This is a genomic window from Candidatus Merdisoma sp. JLR.KK006 (assembly GCF_036941035.1).
Classification (GTDB): domain Bacteria; phylum Bacillota; class Clostridia; order Lachnospirales; family Lachnospiraceae; genus Laedolimicola.
In genome coordinates, this window is record NZ_JAYMNS010000012.1 from 70,422 (window position 1) to 87,489 (window position 17,068).

At 43.9% G+C, this 17,068-nt stretch carries 13 protein-coding genes; 11 read left to right on the plus strand and 2 right to left on the minus strand.

The window, feature by feature from the left end:
• Positions 1-6: 6 nt before the first annotated feature.
• The 4 genes from VSQ61_RS11305 (at position 7) to VSQ61_RS11320 (ending at position 3,627) form a co-directional block, all read left to right on the plus strand.
• Entirely contained in the window at positions 7-1,077 is a 1,071-nt protein-coding gene (locus tag VSQ61_RS11305; RefSeq protein WP_334344533.1) for a hypothetical protein, read from the plus strand.
• Positions 1,078-1,145: 68 nt separating this feature from the next.
• Complete coding sequence (locus tag VSQ61_RS11310) at positions 1,146-2,237, plus strand: DegT/DnrJ/EryC1/StrS family aminotransferase (RefSeq protein WP_334344534.1); 1,092 nt, start codon at positions 1,146-1,148, stop codon at positions 2,235-2,237.
• Between the two features lie 35 nt (positions 2,238-2,272).
• On the plus strand, positions 2,273-2,695 hold the full coding sequence (locus VSQ61_RS11315) for a sugar 3,4-ketoisomerase (protein ID WP_334344535.1): 423 nt from the start codon (positions 2,273-2,275) through the stop codon (positions 2,693-2,695).
• Positions 2,692-3,627 (plus strand): glycosyltransferase family 2 protein, encoded by a 936-nt coding sequence (locus VSQ61_RS11320; RefSeq protein ID WP_334344536.1) that lies wholly within the window; start codon positions 2,692-2,694, stop codon positions 3,625-3,627. Before VSQ61_RS11315 ends, VSQ61_RS11320 begins: the two co-directional genes overlap by 4 nt.
• On the opposite strand, the gene VSQ61_RS11325 is transcribed toward VSQ61_RS11320, so the two are convergent.
• Positions 3,535-5,691: a glycosyltransferase-like membrane protein gene (locus tag VSQ61_RS11325; protein ID WP_334344537.1), complete on the minus strand. Its 2,157-nt coding sequence runs from the start codon at positions 5,689-5,691 to the stop codon at positions 3,535-3,537. The two genes, VSQ61_RS11320 and VSQ61_RS11325, sit on opposite strands and share 93 nt — an antisense overlap.
• Positions 5,692-5,817: 126 nt before the next feature.
• Between VSQ61_RS11325 and VSQ61_RS11330 the strand changes: the two genes are divergently transcribed.
• From VSQ61_RS11330 to VSQ61_RS11345, 4 genes are read left to right on the plus strand one after another with little or no spacing between them, the layout of a single operon-like run.
• Positions 5,818-6,531, plus strand: a complete 714-nt coding sequence (locus VSQ61_RS11330; protein ID WP_334344538.1) for a glycosyltransferase family 2 protein — start codon at positions 5,818-5,820, stop codon at positions 6,529-6,531.
• 17 nt (positions 6,532-6,548) lie between these two features.
• Positions 6,549-7,487 (plus strand): glycosyltransferase family 2 protein, encoded by a 939-nt coding sequence (locus VSQ61_RS11335; protein ID WP_334344539.1) that lies wholly within the window; start codon positions 6,549-6,551, stop codon positions 7,485-7,487.
• A gap of 9 nt (positions 7,488-7,496) precedes the next feature.
• A complete protein-coding gene (locus tag VSQ61_RS11340) occupies positions 7,497-8,576 on the plus strand; it encodes an SGNH/GDSL hydrolase family protein (RefSeq protein WP_334344540.1) in 1,080 nt (359 codons plus the stop codon).
• Between the two features lie 26 nt (positions 8,577-8,602).
• Positions 8,603-10,171, plus strand: a complete 1,569-nt coding sequence (locus VSQ61_RS11345; RefSeq protein WP_334344541.1) for an ArnT family glycosyltransferase — start codon at positions 8,603-8,605, stop codon at positions 10,169-10,171.
• On the opposite strand, the gene VSQ61_RS11350 is transcribed toward VSQ61_RS11345, so the two are convergent.
• Complete coding sequence (locus tag VSQ61_RS11350) at positions 10,166-12,349, minus strand: glycosyltransferase-like membrane protein (protein ID WP_334344542.1); 2,184 nt, start codon at positions 12,347-12,349, stop codon at positions 10,166-10,168. The genes VSQ61_RS11345 and VSQ61_RS11350 overlap by 6 nt on opposite strands.
• A gap of 163 nt (positions 12,350-12,512) precedes the next feature.
• Here VSQ61_RS11350 and glmM point away from each other — a divergent pair, with 163 nt between their 5' ends.
• The 3 genes from glmM (at position 12,513) to VSQ61_RS11365 (ending at position 17,033) form a co-directional block, all read left to right on the plus strand.
• Positions 12,513-13,847, plus strand: a complete 1,335-nt coding sequence (gene glmM / locus VSQ61_RS11355; RefSeq protein ID WP_334344543.1) for a phosphoglucosamine mutase — start codon at positions 12,513-12,515, stop codon at positions 13,845-13,847.
• 47 nt (positions 13,848-13,894) lie between these two features.
• Positions 13,895-14,815 carry a nucleotidyltransferase family protein gene (locus tag VSQ61_RS11360; RefSeq protein ID WP_334344544.1) on the plus strand — a complete coding sequence of 307 codons (921 nt, stop codon included), beginning with the start codon at positions 13,895-13,897 and terminating at the stop codon, positions 14,813-14,815.
• A 421-nt stretch (positions 14,816-15,236) separates the two neighbouring features.
• On the plus strand, positions 15,237-17,033 hold the full coding sequence (locus VSQ61_RS11365; protein ID WP_334344545.1) for an ABC transporter ATP-binding protein: 1,797 nt from the start codon (positions 15,237-15,239) through the stop codon (positions 17,031-17,033).
• Positions 17,034-17,068 lie beyond the last annotated feature (35 nt).

Below are 17,068 nucleotides of genomic sequence, written 5' to 3' on the forward strand. Positions count from 1 at the left end.
TCTGAGATGCGGAGAGAAGGATTTGGTTCAGGTGTAAGGTTTCTGGGCATGGGGCTGTTGGTGCTGTTGCTGACAGGATTTTTGATTTGTGGTTGTAATTATCTTCTTTTGGATGACAGTCAGAGTTATACGCGGCTTACCATGCATGAGCTGTATGAGTCTAAAGAACCTATAGACACTCTTTTCCTGGGAAGTTCCCATTGCTTTCGTGCTTATGATCCACAGCTTTTTACGGAATTAACGGGGAAGATATCTTTTAACCTGGGTTCATCCTCGCAGAATTATGATACCTCCTATTACCTCCTTCGGGAAGCAGCAAAGAAGCATGATATAAAAACGGTTTACCTGGATATGCATTATAAATTTCTCTTTATAGGAAAGGAAGGTCGGGATTTAGTACAGGCCAATATTATTTCTGATTATATGCCTCCGTCTTTGAACAAGCTTGAATTTTTAACTGTAACCTCAGAGGCTAAGCAGATAACGAATCGTATATTTCCTTTCCGAAGGGAATGGAAGAGGCTTGAAGATATTTCCTATTTGTGTGAGGTTTTTGAAAAAAAACAGACAGAGTCCTATCGGAATTATGAACCGGTTATACTGGAGAAGGAATATTATGCAGGAAAGGGCTTTGTTTATTCCATGGAGGAGCTGGATGCAAAGGCCATCACCTGGTGGGAGAATTTTGGACTAGTGAAGGAAGACATGGACAGCGATGAGACTTACAGTATTTCCTATATTGAGAAGATTGTAAAGTTCTGTAAGGAGGAAAATATTCGCTTGATTTTTGTTACTGCCCCCAGCTTTGACCAATATCTTGAGACTGTAGGTCCTTATGATTTGGCTTATGATTATATAAAGGCTATGGCAGAGAGCTATCAAGTTCCTTATTGGGATTTTAATTTATGTAAAAAAGAGTATCTGGAGTTGAAAGAGGAAAGCTTCAAGGATGTAGATCACTTGAATGGAAAAGGGGCAGAGGAAGTGACAAAACTGTTAGCAAAATTGGATTCTGGTCAGGTGGAGATTGACGAATATTTCAACCCATGTTATGATGAAAAGAGTTTGGACCGATAAAAAATGACAGTCCTTCATAGAAAAAGTGTACAGTCAGAAGTCTGCGGACTGGAACAGGAGGAATAAGATTGAAGATAATGGCAAACCGCATGGATCGGGGATTTTTCCGATACCAGAAAGAGTTTGAAGATAGAGCCCTTGAAGTCTTACGTTCCGGCTGGTATGTGCTTGGAAATCAGGTGAAGAGCTTTGAGGAAGAATTTGCGGCCTATACGGGAGGCGGATATTGTGTAGGCTTGGCAAGCGGCCTGGATGCCCTGTGGATTGCCTTTCGAGTTTTGGGAATCGGGCCGGGGGATGAAGTTATTGTCCAGGGAAATACCTATATTGCCAGTGTGATGGGAATTACCATGAATGGAGCAACCCCTGTTTTCGTGGAGCCGGATGAATATTTTAACATTGATACAGCAAAAATAGAGCAGAAGATTACAGAGCGTACGAAGGCGATTCTGGTGGTGCACCTCTATGGTCAGGCATCTAAGATGGACACGGTGGCGGAGCTGGCACAGAAGTATCATCTTAAGCTGGTGGAGGACTGTGCCCAGTCTCACGGAGCCTGCTTTCACGGACAGATGACAGGAACCTTTGGGGATGTGGGTTGCTTTTCTTTCTATCCTTCTAAGAATATCGGAGCCTTCGGAGACGGTGGTGCGGTTGTCGTGAAGGATGAAAAGCTTGCAGAGGACTTTCGTGTTTTTCGCAACTATGGAAGTGAAAAGCGTTACTATAATAAGATTGTAGGGGCTAATTCCCGTTTAGACGAGCTGCAGGCAGGACTTCTGCGGGTGCGGCTGAAGCATGTGGCAGAGTGTCAGGAAGAGCGTATTCAGATTGCCGAAAGGTATCAAAGAGAGCTTACGAATCAAAAGTTTATGCTGCCCAGGGTAAGAGAGGGGGCAACAGCTGTATGGCATCAGTTTGTGATACGTACCTCCAAGCGAGAAGAGTTGATCTCCTACTTAAATGACAGGGAGATTGGGACCATTATTCATTATCCCATTCCGCCCCATTTATCGGAAGCCTACAAAGACCTGGGTTATCAAAGGGGAGCATTCCCAATCACAGAGCGGTATGCGGATGAGGTACTTTCCATTCCTATGTATAATGGGATGACAGACGAAGAACAGAGTTATGTTATAGAGGCCTTAAATAAATTTTAAGGATGGGAAGGCAGTGCTGCATTAGGAGGCAGAATATGAATATTAAGGATCAGTACCGGATTCTGGAGTTTGGGGATTTGGGAGATGAACGGGGCAATCTGGTAGTTGTGGAGGGGGAACAGGACATTCCCTTCGAGATTAAGCGAGTATTTTATATTTATGGTTCGGATAGTGAAGTAGTCCGGGGGCAGCATGCCAACCGCAACTCAGAATTTGTTCTGATCAATGTGAGCGGAACCAGTAAGGTTCGGGTAGATAACGGCTTTGAGGAAGCTGTCATTGAATTAAACCGCCCTCGTATGGGCCTTTATCTTCCCACTATGCTGTGGAAAGATATGTATGAATTTAGCGAGGATTCCGTACTTTTGGTTTTAACCAATACGCACTATGATGGGACGGAATATATCCGTAGCTATGATGAATATCTAAAGGAAGTAGGAGGTACTGGAGCCAAATGAGCAGGCTTTCAATTATAGTTCCTGTATATTGGAATTCCGATACCCTGATGCTCCTCTATGAGGATATGAGGGAAAAGATTCTCCACAAGCTGGAGGATTATGAGATTGTATTTGTAGATGACGGATCCGGAGATAACTCATGGGAGATTATGAATCAGATTCGAGAGATGGACGGACATGTAAAGCTTGTAAAGCTGTCCCGAAATTTTGGGGAACATGCAGCAATATTGGCAGGACTGTCCAACTGCACAGGAGATTGTGCTGTGACGAAGCAGGCGGATCTCCAGGAGGATTCTGAGCTGATCCTGGAGATGTATGAGAAGTGGAAGGAAGGCAACAAGGTGGTTCTGGCTGTTCGCTCTGACCGGGATGAGGGGCCGATCCAAAAGTTCTTTGCAAATCTGTATTATACCTTGATGCGAAAGCTGGTTATCAAGGATATGCCCAAAGGTGGTTTTGACTGCTACCTGTTGGATCGTCAGGTGATTCAGGTTTTGATGATGCTGGATGAGAAGAATTCGGCCTTGACTCTGCAGGTGCTGTGGGTGGGCTTTAAAAGCGATAAAGTATATTTCCACAGAAAAGCCAGAGAGATCGGAGAATCCCGCTGGACGCTCTCCAAAAAAGTGAAGTTGGTACTGGACTCTATGATGAGCTTTTCCTATTTCCCCGTCCGTTTTATGTCCGGAATGGGGACAACCTTTGCTTTTATTGCTGTAATATGGGCGATTGTTCTTGTGGTCCAGCGTCTCAATGGAATAGAGGATGTGGCAGGCTGGACCTCCATGATGGTATTGATGCTTTTTGGCTTTGGCGTGATTATGGTGATGCTGGGGCTTTTAGGAGAGTACATCTGGAGGGCCCTGGATGCCTCCCGGAATCGACCGCCGTTTTTGGTAGACGAGATGAAAGGTTTTGATGACAAGAAATAATTCTAAGGACAGAAGGAGTACGGCAAACAGGCCGTACTCTTTTTTTGAGGCGGCAGTTCCAATATAGCGGCATATAACCCGGAAGCTGAGATCACGTTCTGCGGGTGTTCCATTGACTGCAAGAGTGCCGTGAGGATAGAGATCTACATAGTTTGCATCATGGAACTGAAAATAAATATAGTTATCATTACTTTGAGTAACAGGCTCGATAGAAATAGTATAAACTGTTTTTCCGGCAGGGACAACCGGATTAAATTGAATCTCGTAGAGCGGGTTATATCCGGCATCCTTACCATAAATCATACCATCATAAAGAATAATGCCAAATTCATCTGACAGAGTAAGACGATAGACGGAAGAATTGGCTTCAGGGTTTGAAACATCATAATAAAGATTCAGGACATTAAAAATATGTCCTGTTTCAAAGGTTTGTGTCCAGACTTCCCCGGCTTTGATGTCAGGCCCCTCTTTTGAGCTTAACATCAAATGCTGATTTACAACGAAATCACTCATAATAGATTCCTCTTTCGTATAGAGGTTTTTGTTTGTCAGAAGAGAAAAACTGCTGGCAAACAGACAGAATATGGAGCAGAAAAAGAGAATAACAGAAGAATATCTGTGTTTAAATACAGGTACTGTGTTTAACTGTTCCATAGCATCAGAGGCGACAGCATAGGAAAACAAAGTAAAGGGAATGCTGTAGAAGGGGCCGGCTTCCCACAACAGATGAAAAACCATTCCGCCTAAAAGATTCAATGCCATGAGAAACATGCCGTCGGCCCGCTTTTTCGCAAAGGCAAAAATACAATAAATGCAGGTCAGAAAAAGCTGCAGTCTGCGGAAAATCTGTGCATATGCTGCCAGGAAACCGGATTTGCTGCCTATGACATAAGTATGAAGTTTATTAAAATCTGTACAGTGAGTGTGCTCTTTGGTGAAAAAATCCGTTCCATCCGCCCAGCAATTTAATTGTTTATTCAAAAGAAGACGGATGTTTCCAGCCAGTCCATTCTCAGACAGGCGCTGACGAATGACGGCTACGGTTCCTTCCAGCTTGGCTTCTGCTGTTGGGAGGGACACAGTGTAAACAAGATCGCTTGTATCGAAGCTGCCATCCTCTCCAAAGGTGCCAAGCATAATGAAATGTGTTATGGGAAGAGCCGTATCCTTTGTATCAAAGGGGACATAATGATTAACGATACCTTTCCATATGAAAAAGGAAAGAAGAGCGGAAAGGATAAAAACGGCGATAGAACGAAAGTGCTTTTTGAGGCTCCCCTTTTTATGGGTGACGCTCCAATAAAGTATAATAGCGATATAAGCGATGAGTGAGGTGGCCCGCACTTTAAAGCCGGTAATACAGAGAAATCCCAATAATCCGGCCCAAAGAAGCTGTTTTTTTTCAGAGGACGAGCTGCAGATACAGGACCAGATGAAGATGGCTGCGCATGCAAACATCATGGAAGTGGTAGAAGTATAATAATAGGGTGTCCATACATACAGGTAGGGCGATACAGCACAAAAAAACAGGAAAAAAGCAGATGCAGCGTTTCCCTTTTTCTTTCGAATAAACAAGTAAATAAAAAGCAGAGAAAGATCAATAAAAACAATATTAAATAATTGAACTGCCCTCATGAAACAGGTTGAAGGGAGCCCTAAAAACCGCAGAATTTTCAAAAACCAGTATGTGATAATGGTTAGTCCGTAATTGTTCGGAACCTGTGCAAAATAGGCATCAGAGATCGTAGGCGAGATCTGATGTGTATCCAGCATTTCAATAGCCTGATTTAAGATACAGAATGCATCATGGCGGATATTATTGTGAAGAAGCAGAACAAAAATTATCTGCGCAAAGATTATGAAAACCCACAGAAAAAGAGAGGCATGGTTTAAAAACCTGTCATCTTTTCCGGAGATAGCTTGCTGAACAAATAAAAGGGATAAGAATAATACAATCCCTATGATCCACCCAGAGGCAGCATGAATCAGAGTGTAAAAGTTTAAAAACAGAAGCAGTCCCAAAACAGACCAAAGGACTAACTTATTCCAGACATTTGATTTCATGGTTGCATCATTTCTCCAATTTGTTTATAATATAACAAATATACCATTATGAATTAGAGAATTCAAGTTGCAGTTCACAGAGCAGCCAATAATAGTTTTAATAGAGAAAAGGGAGAATCAGGCAGGATGGATACCATATACCTTGTTATGCCGGCGTATAATGAAGAAGCGAATATAGAACAGGTGATTTCAAGCTGGTATCCGATTGTAGAGAAAATTGGAGGAGAGAGCCGCCTTGTTATTGTTGATGACGGGAGCAGAGACAGAACCTATGAATTGATGAAGCAGGCTGCCGGGAACCGCCCCCTCTTCCTGCCTTTGACAAAAAAGAATGAAGGACATGGAGCCACGGTTCTGTATGGATATGAGTATGCCCTGGGATGTGGCCCTGATTACATTTTTCAGACGGATTCAGACGGACAAACTGTTCCGGATGAATTTTGGGAATTTTGGGAGCAGAGAGAACAGTATGATATGCTCATTGGGCATCGCTGCAAGAGAGAAGATGGCTTGTCCCGTATCTTTGTTACAAATGTATTGGGCATGGTGATTCGGCTGTGCTTTCGCATGAAGGTAACAGATGCCAATACGCCGTTTCGGTTGATGCGGGCAGAGGTGTTGGCAGAACAGATTGGTTTGATTCCCAAAGGCTTCAATCTGTCAAATGTTCTTATTTCGGTTATTTATGCCAAGAAAAATCTAAGGGTAAAATATATTCCTATTACCTTCCGGCCAAGACAGGGAGGAAAGAATTCTATTAATTTAAAGAAGATTTTTGGAATTGGCTGTCAAGCTGTTCATGATTTCAGAGAGATTAACAGGACGCTGCAGAAAAATTAAGAGAATGAGAGAAGCAAATGGATAAAATTTCTATTATTATTCCCTGCTACAATGAGCAGGAGGCCATACCTATTTTCTATGAGGCTATTGTCAGAACAGCAGAAACCCTTTCGCAGGTTCAGATGGAATTCTTGTTTGTCAATGACGGCTCTAAGGATGGGAGCTTAAAAGAGATGAAACGTCTGGCGGAGAAGGATGAGAGAGTAAAGTATGTGAGCTTTTCCAGAAATTTTGGAAAGGAAGCGGCTATGTATGCCGGTTTAAGCTATGCCTCAGGAGATTATATTGCCACGATGGATGTAGATCTGCAGGATCCGCCGGAACTGTTGCCGGACATGTATCGCTTTATCAAAGAGGAAGGCTATGACTGTGTGGCAACCAGGCGTGTGACAAGGAAGGGAGAGCCGATCATCCGTTCCTTTTTTGCTCGGATGTTTTATCGGATGATGCACAGGCTGTCAAAGACAGAGATTGTGGACGGGGCCAGAGATTATCGTCTGATGACGCAGCAGTTTGTGGAAGAGCTTCTGCGACTGAAGGAATATAACCGCTTTTCCAAAGGGCTGTTTGGCTGGGTTGGCTTTGATACAAAATGGCTGGAGTATGAAAACGTGGAGCGCAGCGCAGGAGAGACCAAGTGGTCTTTTTGGAAGCTTCTTATCTATAGTGTAGAGGGAATCGTAGGCTTTACCACGGCGCCGCTGATGATGGCGGCTTTTATCGGACTCTTTTTCTGTCTGGTGGCTTTTGCTGCTATTTGTTTTATTATTATTCGTACACTGTTATACGGGGATCCGGTTTCGGGATGGCCTTCCATGACCTGCATCATTGTGTTCCTTGGCGGAATTCAGCTTTTTTGCATAGGAATACTGGGAGAGTATTTGGCGAAAACCTACATGGAGACAAAGCGGCGTCCTATTTTTATTTGCAAAGAGACAAATATCCGATTGCCATAGGGAGGAACCATGATAGATAAGAAATTGAGACCGCTGCTGGCAGTGTTCGCCCTTCTGCTTTCGGTATTGCTGTTCTGGAATATCAGCCTTCAAAGAGAACTGGAAAAGTATAAGCCCCAGGTTGAAGCTTATTTGCCGGGGGACATCTATGTGGCGGTAGGAAGTACGATAGAGCTCTATAACAATCAAGTGGCGTGGACCGGAATCAGAGATGGTTATTCCTTTAACTGGGACTGTCAGGTGGGAGAGAATCTGGAGGATCGTTTTTCCGTTACAGGAAAAGAGGAACAGATAGGAGATTATCCGTTGACACTTACCATCTATGACTACAATATAAACGAGGTACTCTCTTTTACCAGTGTTCTCCATGTGGTGGATCAGGTGATAGAGGGAGAGTTTTCTGTTATGAATATGGGAGACAGTCTGTCCAACGGCAGAGAATGGTATCGCACTATTTTCTATTTGTCCGATGGACAGATAACATTTACGGGGACAAGAGGCTGGGAGAAATACAGTCATGAAGGCCGGAGCGGTTTTTCCGCAGAGGATTATTTGAATCCAACAGAGTATTTTTCTCAGGGAGACAGCGAGGGAGTTCATCCCTTTTACGATCCGGTTCAAAATATGTTTGACTGGAATTACTATAAGATGTACACAGGCAAGAATCCGGATGTGATTCAGATTTTTTTAGGAACCAATGGATTAAAGGATGACCCTTCAAAGACAGTAGATGCGATTGCACAGATGGTAAAGAATATCCGTAAGTATGACAAGGAGATTCCCATCTATCTGGTAAATACGATTTACTGGGCCGAACAGGAGAAGATTGGAACTATGGTGCGCCAGGATGGAATGGCTTTTTTGCCGGGAGAATTTAAGAACCGTTCGGATAAACGCATTATGGATTTGATGAAAGCCATGGATAAGAAATTCGGATCCATGGATGGCGTGACACTGATTCCTTTGGCTTTGATGCATAACAGTAAAGAGAACTTTCAGGATGGAGATGCTCTGCATCCGGGAGAGGCAGGCGATCAGCAGTTTGCGGAAGTAATGTACAGTGTATATTGCGGAACGCTGGAGCATTAGATCAGGGAACTGAGAGGGAGGATTCTATGCTGAAAAAAGCATATATGGTAATTCTAAGGTTCTTTGAAAAATTTTATTGGATATTTTTCGCGGCGGCCTGCCTGACACTGGCTTTTTATTGTTTCCGTTGTCTGGATGTGCAGTATGTAGATTCCTGGGATGAGGCCCGTCATGGAGTGAATGCCTATGAGATGATACAGAATGGGGATTATATCCGCCACACCTATAATTATGTTGTGGATGACTGGAATTTAAAGCCGTCTATAAGCTATTGGGGAATTATATTGGGCTTTCGGATTTTTGGATACAGTGTTCTCGGCCTGCGTTTCTGTTCTGCTCTGGCTTATCTGCTGACAGGAATCGGCTGCGGCCTTTTTGCAAAAAGGTACAGCAAGGAGGCGTCTATTTTGGTTCTGGGATTTTTCTGTGCCAATACCCTTCCGCTGTCTGCGCATCTGGCCCGTGCCGGAGATGCAGATGCTTTGTATCTGCTGTTTTTTACCTTTGCAATACTGGCTATGTTTCGGATTCGGGAGAACCATAGAAATCTGTATATCTGCGGCCTGCTTTTTTCTCTGGCATTTCTCACGAAAAGCTGGCATGCCGGGATGATTGCGGTCATTGGGGGCTTATATTTGCTTTTGACAAGGGAACTTTTTACCTTGAGGATTAAGGAGTGGGGAGTATTCCTTTTGTCTGTATTTGCGCCGCTTCTGACATGGTTTGGCTGGCGGTATACAAAAGACGGATTTACCTTTCTTATACAGATGGTGAAAGTAGATCTTTTGGCACGCACTTCCGGCACGAACTATGAGGGGCATGAATTTCCTTTTTCGTTTTATTATGATACCGTTTTTGGGAATGAAGCACATATTTACAGATGGCTCATATGGATTTGCATCATAGGTGCAGTAGCGGGGACAATCCTTTTGCTGCATAAAAAAGCTTTATCAAGAATTGTGTTAGAAGACAGTGCGGGATATCTTCTGTGGTTCTCTGTGCCGCTTTTTGGTTTTTCTCTGGTTAGCACAAAGCTTATCTGGTATTGCTATCCCTGTATCGTCCCGCTTTTTTTGGCGTCGTCTGTTTTTCTTGGGAAGCTTTTGCGCCTTCCGGCTGAGGGGAGGAAAGCCGGAGAGACAGTCAGATGGAAGCAGGAGATATTTGGGGGATGTATGTGGCTTGCGGCGGCAGGATGCATTTTTCTGACGGCTTATTTTATGCGGGATACGTATCTGACAGTTATTCGGGGGGCAAAGGGAGATGGATTCCAGATGTTTCTTCAGGAAAGCGTGGACCGGATGGATGCTTATGCCGGACGAAAGGCTTATATTATGACGGATACAGAGAATCCGGAGCATATAGGGAGCTGGGATCAGAATATGCTGTTTCTTGCAGAGATCAGCGGGGATTTCCACTGTATGAATGGCGGAGTGGAGGAATTTTTAAAGGAAGATGAAGAGGCAGTGCTTTATCTGGACCGAGGCCGTTATACAGAGTATGCAGAGGAACTTAAAGGGACAGAGATTTTGTATGGAAGCCCCATGGAGGAATACCTTTTATTGGGAAAAGAGAAGAATCCCGGAGCATTATGAGAAGCTTCGGGATTCTTTCCGCATTCCTGCCGTAATGCTTCCTGCCAGAATGAGAATGCCGACACAAAGCATCAGATAAACCTTCAGATTAAAATAAGTCGTAACCTCATATTCATAAACTGCAAAAGCCAGATCTCCATGGGGCTGTTCCTCACCGCCGATGGATAGTGAACCGTCAGGGTACATATCACAATTCCCGGTATTATAGGCAAAGAACTCCAAACTGTCCTCACCATTCACATAACCGGGTGCAATCTCAAAAGTATAGCTTGTGAGACCATCAGGTATTACAGGATCCAGAACAAAAGCGTAAGGTGTATTTTTTACAACCATACCAGAGAGAAACTTCTCATTATAGAGCACCGTTCCGTATTCATCTGTGAGTTTCACCATAAAAGCGGACTGATTGTATGGCCCTATCGTATTAACAGCCTGAATCGAAATTCGATTGAAAGGCTTATCTGTGGTAAAGGTTTGGATATAAACCTGGTCATAATCATTTACAAAGCCAGCGGCCTCGCCGGCATATTGGTATTGATTTACATGGTAATGCTCTTCCTCAATGGGGGTGTCAACCAACTCTCTTTTACTAAAAATTAGAAGAATGAAAAGGATGCCGAAAGCTCCGGTACATGCCCTCCATCCTTTTCGAAGAATGGGGTTAAAGCTTTCTTCCTCTGCAAAGCAGGCAATGCTGTCAGAGAGCAGGATGAGTCCCAAAAAGGTAAAACAGATGCTGTAGAGCGGATTGGTTTCCCAAACTAAGTGAAATGCTATGCCGCCTAGAAAAGTCAGCTGAATCAGAAACAATGGCGGCCGTTTCCTGTGTTTGAGAGAGTAAAATGCTGCAAGGCTGATAAGCAGCATCTGAAGAACACGGAAGCATTGGGCATAGATAACTGTAAAGCCGCTTTTGATACCCAGCAGGTAGTCGTAGAATCTGCTGTAAGTACAATAGCTGTTTTCTGCCAGAAAGTTATCCGTTCCGTCTACCCAAGTATTCAGAAGCTTTCGACCGGCCAGAACTATTAATCCTGCCGGGCCGGCTTCCTGAATTCGCTCCAGCAGAACTTTTTTGTCTGCTTCAATTTTTTCCTCTTTTGTCGCAAAGCTGAATGTATAAAGCTCGTCGGACTGATCATAGGAGCCATCCCAGTGTGAACTCATCATAACCCAGTGAATCATGGGAAAGCCTGTATTTTTGTAATCAAAGGGAACATAGTGTTCAACCATAGCCTGCCAGAAACTCAGTGAGAGTGTGACTGTTACTAAGAAAGCAGCTATGGCGCCAGCGTATTTCCTGAAAATTGCAGTGAGGATGGGGCGAAGGCCGAGGAAGCTTTTTCCGTTCGCTTTTATCAGATTCTGAAGCTTAAAAATAATCATGATAAATACTGCGATTCCGGCAATCATAGTGGTGGCCCGCAGTTTATAACCAAGAAGCAAAATTGCACCCATAAGGCCGCCAAGCAAAGTTCGCTTAAGGACAGTGCGAGCTTTGGGAATACACAAGTATAGATATAAAACACCCATCAGACAGGGAATAGAGCAGGTGGTAGTGTAAAAAAATCCTGCCCATACATAGGAGAGTGGACAAAGCACACAGACAGTCAGATAAAAGACGGCTTTCTGCCGGTTCCGGAGCTCCTTTACGATCAGATATCCCAGCCAGATGGAGCTTGTAATACAGGCAATATTCAAAAGCTGGACAGCAGGCATAAAAAAGGACTCTGCTATGCCGCATTTAGATAAAAATAATAAAAACCAATAAGTCAAAAGAACCATAGGATAATTGTTGGTATATCGGGCAAAATATCCGGTTTCGTAGGTTTCGGAAATGGCATGGGTCCGCAGCATCTCAACAGCCATGTCAAAGGTCTTTAATGGGTCATAACGCAGTATGGGGCGAATTAAAAACAATAGGGCAAGCTGCCCGATAATCAGGATTACCATACAAAGAAGCGCTGTCCGTTTTAAACTTTGCTCGGTCAGTCTTTGGAGCAGACGGTAAATAAGAAAAAGGGCAGCACATAAGAAAATAATCCCTGTTAGAATGATTAGTGCCTGAACAGGAAAAAGATTCATATCTCTAAGCCAGGAGGCATCCCATCGAACGAATCCGCAGATGCCGATAAAAAGGCAGAAAATAATCAGTAAAAGAAGGGACAGTGTATACATAAAACCTCCAAAAAGTTCATTATTCAATAGAATATCGCAAAAATCGGACAGGGTCAAGATAAAGCAATCTCTTTTGGAACAAACAGCAGTAAAATTTTATCTTGTGAAATTTCAATTATTTGGTATAATAGTTGCCAAAGGCAAATGTTAAAAGGAGTATATTATGGGAAAATATTTCGGTACAGACGGCTTCCGCGGGGAGGCAAATGTGAAATTGACTGTAGAGCATGCCTTCAAGGTCGGAAGATACCTGGGCTGGTACTATGGAAGAGATCACAAGGCAAAGATTGTGATCGGTAAAGATACAAGAAGAAGCAGCTATATGTTTGAGTACGCTCTGGCAGCAGGAATCACAGCTTCCGGCGCAGATGCATATCTGCTTCATGTAACCACAACACCCAGCGTTTCTTATGTGGTGCGCACAGAGGGCTTTGACTGCGGCATTATGATTTCTGCAAGCCATAACCCTTTCTATGATAATGGAATTAAAGTTATCAATGGCCTGGGTCATAAGCTGGAGGCAGAGGTAGAAGAGAAGATTGAGCGCTATATTGACGGTGAGGTGGAAGAGCGTCCTTTGGCTACAGGAGAGAACATAGGAAGAACCATTGATTTTGCAGCAGGAAGGAACCGCTATCTGGGATATTTAATTTCCCTGCCTACCCGTTCCTTTAAAAATATGCGGGTGGGTCTGGACTGTTCCAACGGCAGTGCTTCTGCTATTGCCAAGAGTGTATTTGATGCTTTGGGAGCAAAGACCTATGTGATCAATAATGATCCGGACGGCACGAATATCAATACCAACTGCGGATCTACCCATATTGAGGCGCTGCAGCAGTTTGTAAAGGAGAAGCATCTGGATGTGGGCTTTGCCTACGACGGGGATGCGGACCGGTGCCTTGCGGTAGATGAGAATGGGGATGTTGTAGATGGAGATCGGATCATGTATATCTGCGGCAAGTACATGATGGAGCAGCAGGCGCTGCGCCACAATACCATTGTAACTACGATTATGTCCAATCTAGGATTATATAAAGCCTGTGACAAGATAGGCATGAAATATGAAAAGACTGCCGTGGGTGACAAATATGTTTATGAAAATATGACAGCCAATGGTTATCAGCTGGGCGGAGAACAGTCGGGACATATTATTTTCAGCAAGCACGCAACTACCGGAGACGGGATTTTAACCTCTTTAAAAATCATGGAAGTGATTTTGGAGAAAAAGACCACCCTTGCAACTCTGGCTTCTGAAGTTAAGATTTACCCTCAGCTTCTGCAGAATCTGAAGGTATCGGATATGGATGCCACCCTGAACCATCCTGATGTGGTGAAAGCCATTGCAGAGGTGGAAGAAAAACTGGGCAGCGACGGGAGAGTTCTGGTGCGCAAAAGCGGAACCGAGCCTTTGCTGCGTGTGATGGTGGAAGCTTTGACAGATGAGCTTTGCGAAGAACATGTACTGCACATCATCAATGCTATGAAGGGAACCCTGTAAAGGTTCACATAGAAAGAATATTACGGAACTGAAATGGAGGAAAGGGTATGAAAAAGACAGCGTTAGTAGTGATGGCAGCCGGAATCGGAAGCCGTTTTGGTGGAGGTATCAAGCAGTTGGAGCCTGTAGGACCAAGCGGTGAGATTATTATGGACTATTCCATCCATGATGCTCTGGAAGCTGGTTTTAACAAGGTAGTATTCATTATCCGGAAGGATCTGGAGAAGGATTTCAAAGAGATCATCGGCAACCGGATTGAAAAGCTTACGGAAGTGGAATATGCTTTTCAGGAGTTGGATAACCTGCCGGGGGGATTCAAAAACCCGGAAGGGCGTACCAAGCCATGGGGAACAGGTCAGGCAGTATTGAGCTGCAAAGGACTTTTAAATGAGCCATTTGCAGTAATTAATGCAGACGACTATTACGGAAAAGAAGCCTTCGTAAAGGTTCATGACTATCTGGTAGAAGAGCACCCGAACAATGGAATGTATGATTTCTGCATGGCAGGCTTTATTCTGGGCAACACCTTAAGCGATAACGGAGCTGTCACAAGAGGAATCTGCAAGGTAGAGAACGGATATCTTACAGATGTTGTGGAGACCTCCGGCATTGAGAAGCTTCCGGAAGGGGGAGCAGCTGTTCCAGGTGAGGATGTAAAGCTGGTGCCCGTTGATGCCAAAAGCTATGTGTCCATGAATATGTGGGGACTGACCCCGGAGCTTTTAGATGAGATTGAGAAGGGCTTTATTGAATTCCTGGGTAATGTGAAGCCGGGAGATCTGAAGGCTGAGTATCTGCTTCCGGGGATCATTGATGACCTGTTAAAGAAGCAGAAGGCAACCGTAAAAGTTCTGGAGACAAAGGACAAATGGTTCGGCGTTACCTACAAAGAGGATAAGCAGTCAGTGGTAGATTCCTTTAAGAAGCTGATTGCCGACGGTGTATATAAAGAGAAACTTTTTGCATAAGCGGATGTGCACGGCATGAAGAGAGGGGAGGCTGTGGAATGTACGATACAATACAATTAGTGGTAGAGATTGCCTTTTTTGTCTGTGTGGTGATTGCTGTTGTTACTACTATTAAGAAAAAGAAAAAGTAAAACTGCAGGAAGAATTCCAGCAGGAAGCATACTGTTTGAACGAATGGGAAAAGAGGAAGTAAAAGGGATGCCGCCAGAAAAGCCGGCATCCCTTTTGTAGGCAGGAGCCTGATTAAACAAAAACAAAAGAAAAACCTGTTCTTCTGGAAAAACCAAAACATATGTGATACACTGTAAAAGCTATCAATGGAAAATGGCAGAATTTTTCTATATAAAGATGTAATGGGAAGTTTCTGCGTAATTTGAAACAGGAGAAGAAATCAGAAAAAATAAATATGGAAACTAAGGCGATGAAAACAAGTACACTTATAAAAAGATTTACCCCCTATTATAAGAAATATACGGGGGTTATGGTGATGGACCTCTTTTGTGCAGCTCTCACAACCATCTGTGAGATGGTGCTTCCCCTTATTTTGCGTCATATTACAAATGTAGGAATGCGTGATCTGTCTCTTCTCACGGTGCGGACAATTGTGAATATAGGTATATTATATTTCGCATTGAGAGTGGTGGATGGACTGGCAAGCTACTATATGGCTTATACAGGTCATGTGATGGGAGCGGCCATAGAGACGGATATGCGGGAGGACGCTTTTGCCCATCTGCAGAAGCTTTCAGACAATTATTTTAATAATACTAAGGTTGGACAGATCATGTCCCGGATTACCAGCGATTTGTTTGATGTGACAGAGTTTGCCCATCATTGTCCGGAGGAATTCTTTATTGCATTTTTGAAGGCAGTGGTATCTTTTGTGATATTGGCACGGATTAATCTTCTGCTGACCTGCATTATTTTTATTTTGATTCCTGTAATGGCAGTTTCCTGTACTTACTTTAACTTGCAGGTTCGGAAAGCCTTTAAACTCCAGCGGAATCATATCGGTGAGCTGAACGCAAGGATTGAGGACAGTCTTCTGGGAAATAAGGTAGTAAGGGCCTTTGCCAATGAAGAGGTGGAGCTTGAGAAATTTAATCGTGACAATCATGAATTTTTGAAAATAAAGCGTCAAACCTATAAGTATATGGCTGCCTTTCAGAATACCATCCGCATGTTTGACGGACTGATGTATGTGGTTGTGATTGTGGCAGGCGGTATTTTTATGATAAAGGGCCTTATTGAACCAGCGGATCTGGTGGCTTATACACTATATGTAACAACGCTTCTGGCGACAATCCGCCGTATTATAGAATTTGCAGAGCAGTTCCAGAGAGGCATGACGGGTATAGAGCGGTTTATGGAACTGATGGATGCCAATGTGGATATTTTTGATGAAGAAGGGGCAGTTCCTCTTGAGAATGTGGAGGGAGGGATCACCTTTCGCCATGTATCCTTCGAATATCCGGACGATCAGACTCCGGTTTTGTCGGATATTGATCTTACTATTCATCCGGGTGAAAAGGTGGCTTTGGTGGGCCCTTCCGGAGGTGGTAAGACAACACTTTTGAACCTCATCCCCCGTTTTTACGATCCCACGGAAGGGGAGATACTTTTGGATGGGCAGAATATTCGGATGGTAACACTTGAGAGCCTGCGGAGCAGTGTGGGGGTAGTTCAGCAGGATGTATACCTTTTTTCAGGCAGTGTCTATGAGAATATTGCCTATGGGCGGCCCGGGGCAAGCAGGGAGGAAGTGGTTCAGGCGGCAAAGCTGGCTGGAGCCCATGAATTTATTGAAGAATTGAAAGACGGCTATGATACCTATGTGGGAGAGCGGGGGGTAAAGCTGTCAGGCGGACAGAAGCAGAGAATCAGCATTGCCAGAGTATTTTTAAAGGCTCCCAAGGTGCTGCTTCTTGACGAGGCTACGGCTGCACTGGATAACGAAAGTGAGCATTTGGTATCTGAGTCATTGGATAAGCTGGCAGCAGGCAGAACCACACTCACCATTGCCCATCGGCTGACGACAATCCATGGGGCGGACCGTATCCTGGTCCTTTCGGGAAATCGGATCGTAGAGGAAGGAAATCACGAAGCTCTTATGAAACAGAAAGGGATTTATTATCAGCTGTATGTGTCGGCAAATGTTCTGGAGAAGTCTGCCTCCAAGGGAGATTCTTTCCCTGAAGTTAAATGTGCCAATGAATAAACAAGATAATATGTAAAGTATAAGGAGAAAACCAT

Coding starts and splice junctions, on each gene's coding strand:
- VSQ61_RS11350 (WP_334344542.1), bottom strand. CDS start 12,349: ATGTATACACTGTCCCTTCTTTTACTGATTATTTTCTGCCTTTTTATC.
- VSQ61_RS11325 (WP_334344537.1), bottom strand. CDS start 5,691: ATGAAATCAAATGTCTGGAATAAGTTAGTCCTTTGGTCTGTTTTGGGA.
- VSQ61_RS11360 (WP_334344544.1), top strand. CDS start 13,895: ATGAAAAAGACAGCGTTAGTAGTGATGGCAGCCGGAATCGGAAGCCGT.
- VSQ61_RS11365 (WP_334344545.1), top strand. CDS start 15,237: ATGAAAACAAGTACACTTATAAAAAGATTTACCCCCTATTATAAGAAA.
- VSQ61_RS11335 (WP_334344539.1), top strand. CDS start 6,549: ATGGATAAAATTTCTATTATTATTCCCTGCTACAATGAGCAGGAGGCC.
- VSQ61_RS11320 (WP_334344536.1), top strand. CDS start 2,692: ATGAGCAGGCTTTCAATTATAGTTCCTGTATATTGGAATTCCGATACC.
- VSQ61_RS11315 (WP_334344535.1), top strand. CDS start 2,273: ATGAATATTAAGGATCAGTACCGGATTCTGGAGTTTGGGGATTTGGGA.
- VSQ61_RS11340 (WP_334344540.1), top strand. CDS start 7,497: ATGATAGATAAGAAATTGAGACCGCTGCTGGCAGTGTTCGCCCTTCTG.
- VSQ61_RS11345 (WP_334344541.1), top strand. CDS start 8,603: ATGCTGAAAAAAGCATATATGGTAATTCTAAGGTTCTTTGAAAAATTT.
- VSQ61_RS11305 (WP_334344533.1), top strand. CDS start 7: ATGCGGAGAGAAGGATTTGGTTCAGGTGTAAGGTTTCTGGGCATGGGG.
- VSQ61_RS11330 (WP_334344538.1), top strand. CDS start 5,818: ATGGATACCATATACCTTGTTATGCCGGCGTATAATGAAGAAGCGAAT.
- glmM (WP_334344543.1), top strand. CDS start 12,513: ATGGGAAAATATTTCGGTACAGACGGCTTCCGCGGGGAGGCAAATGTG.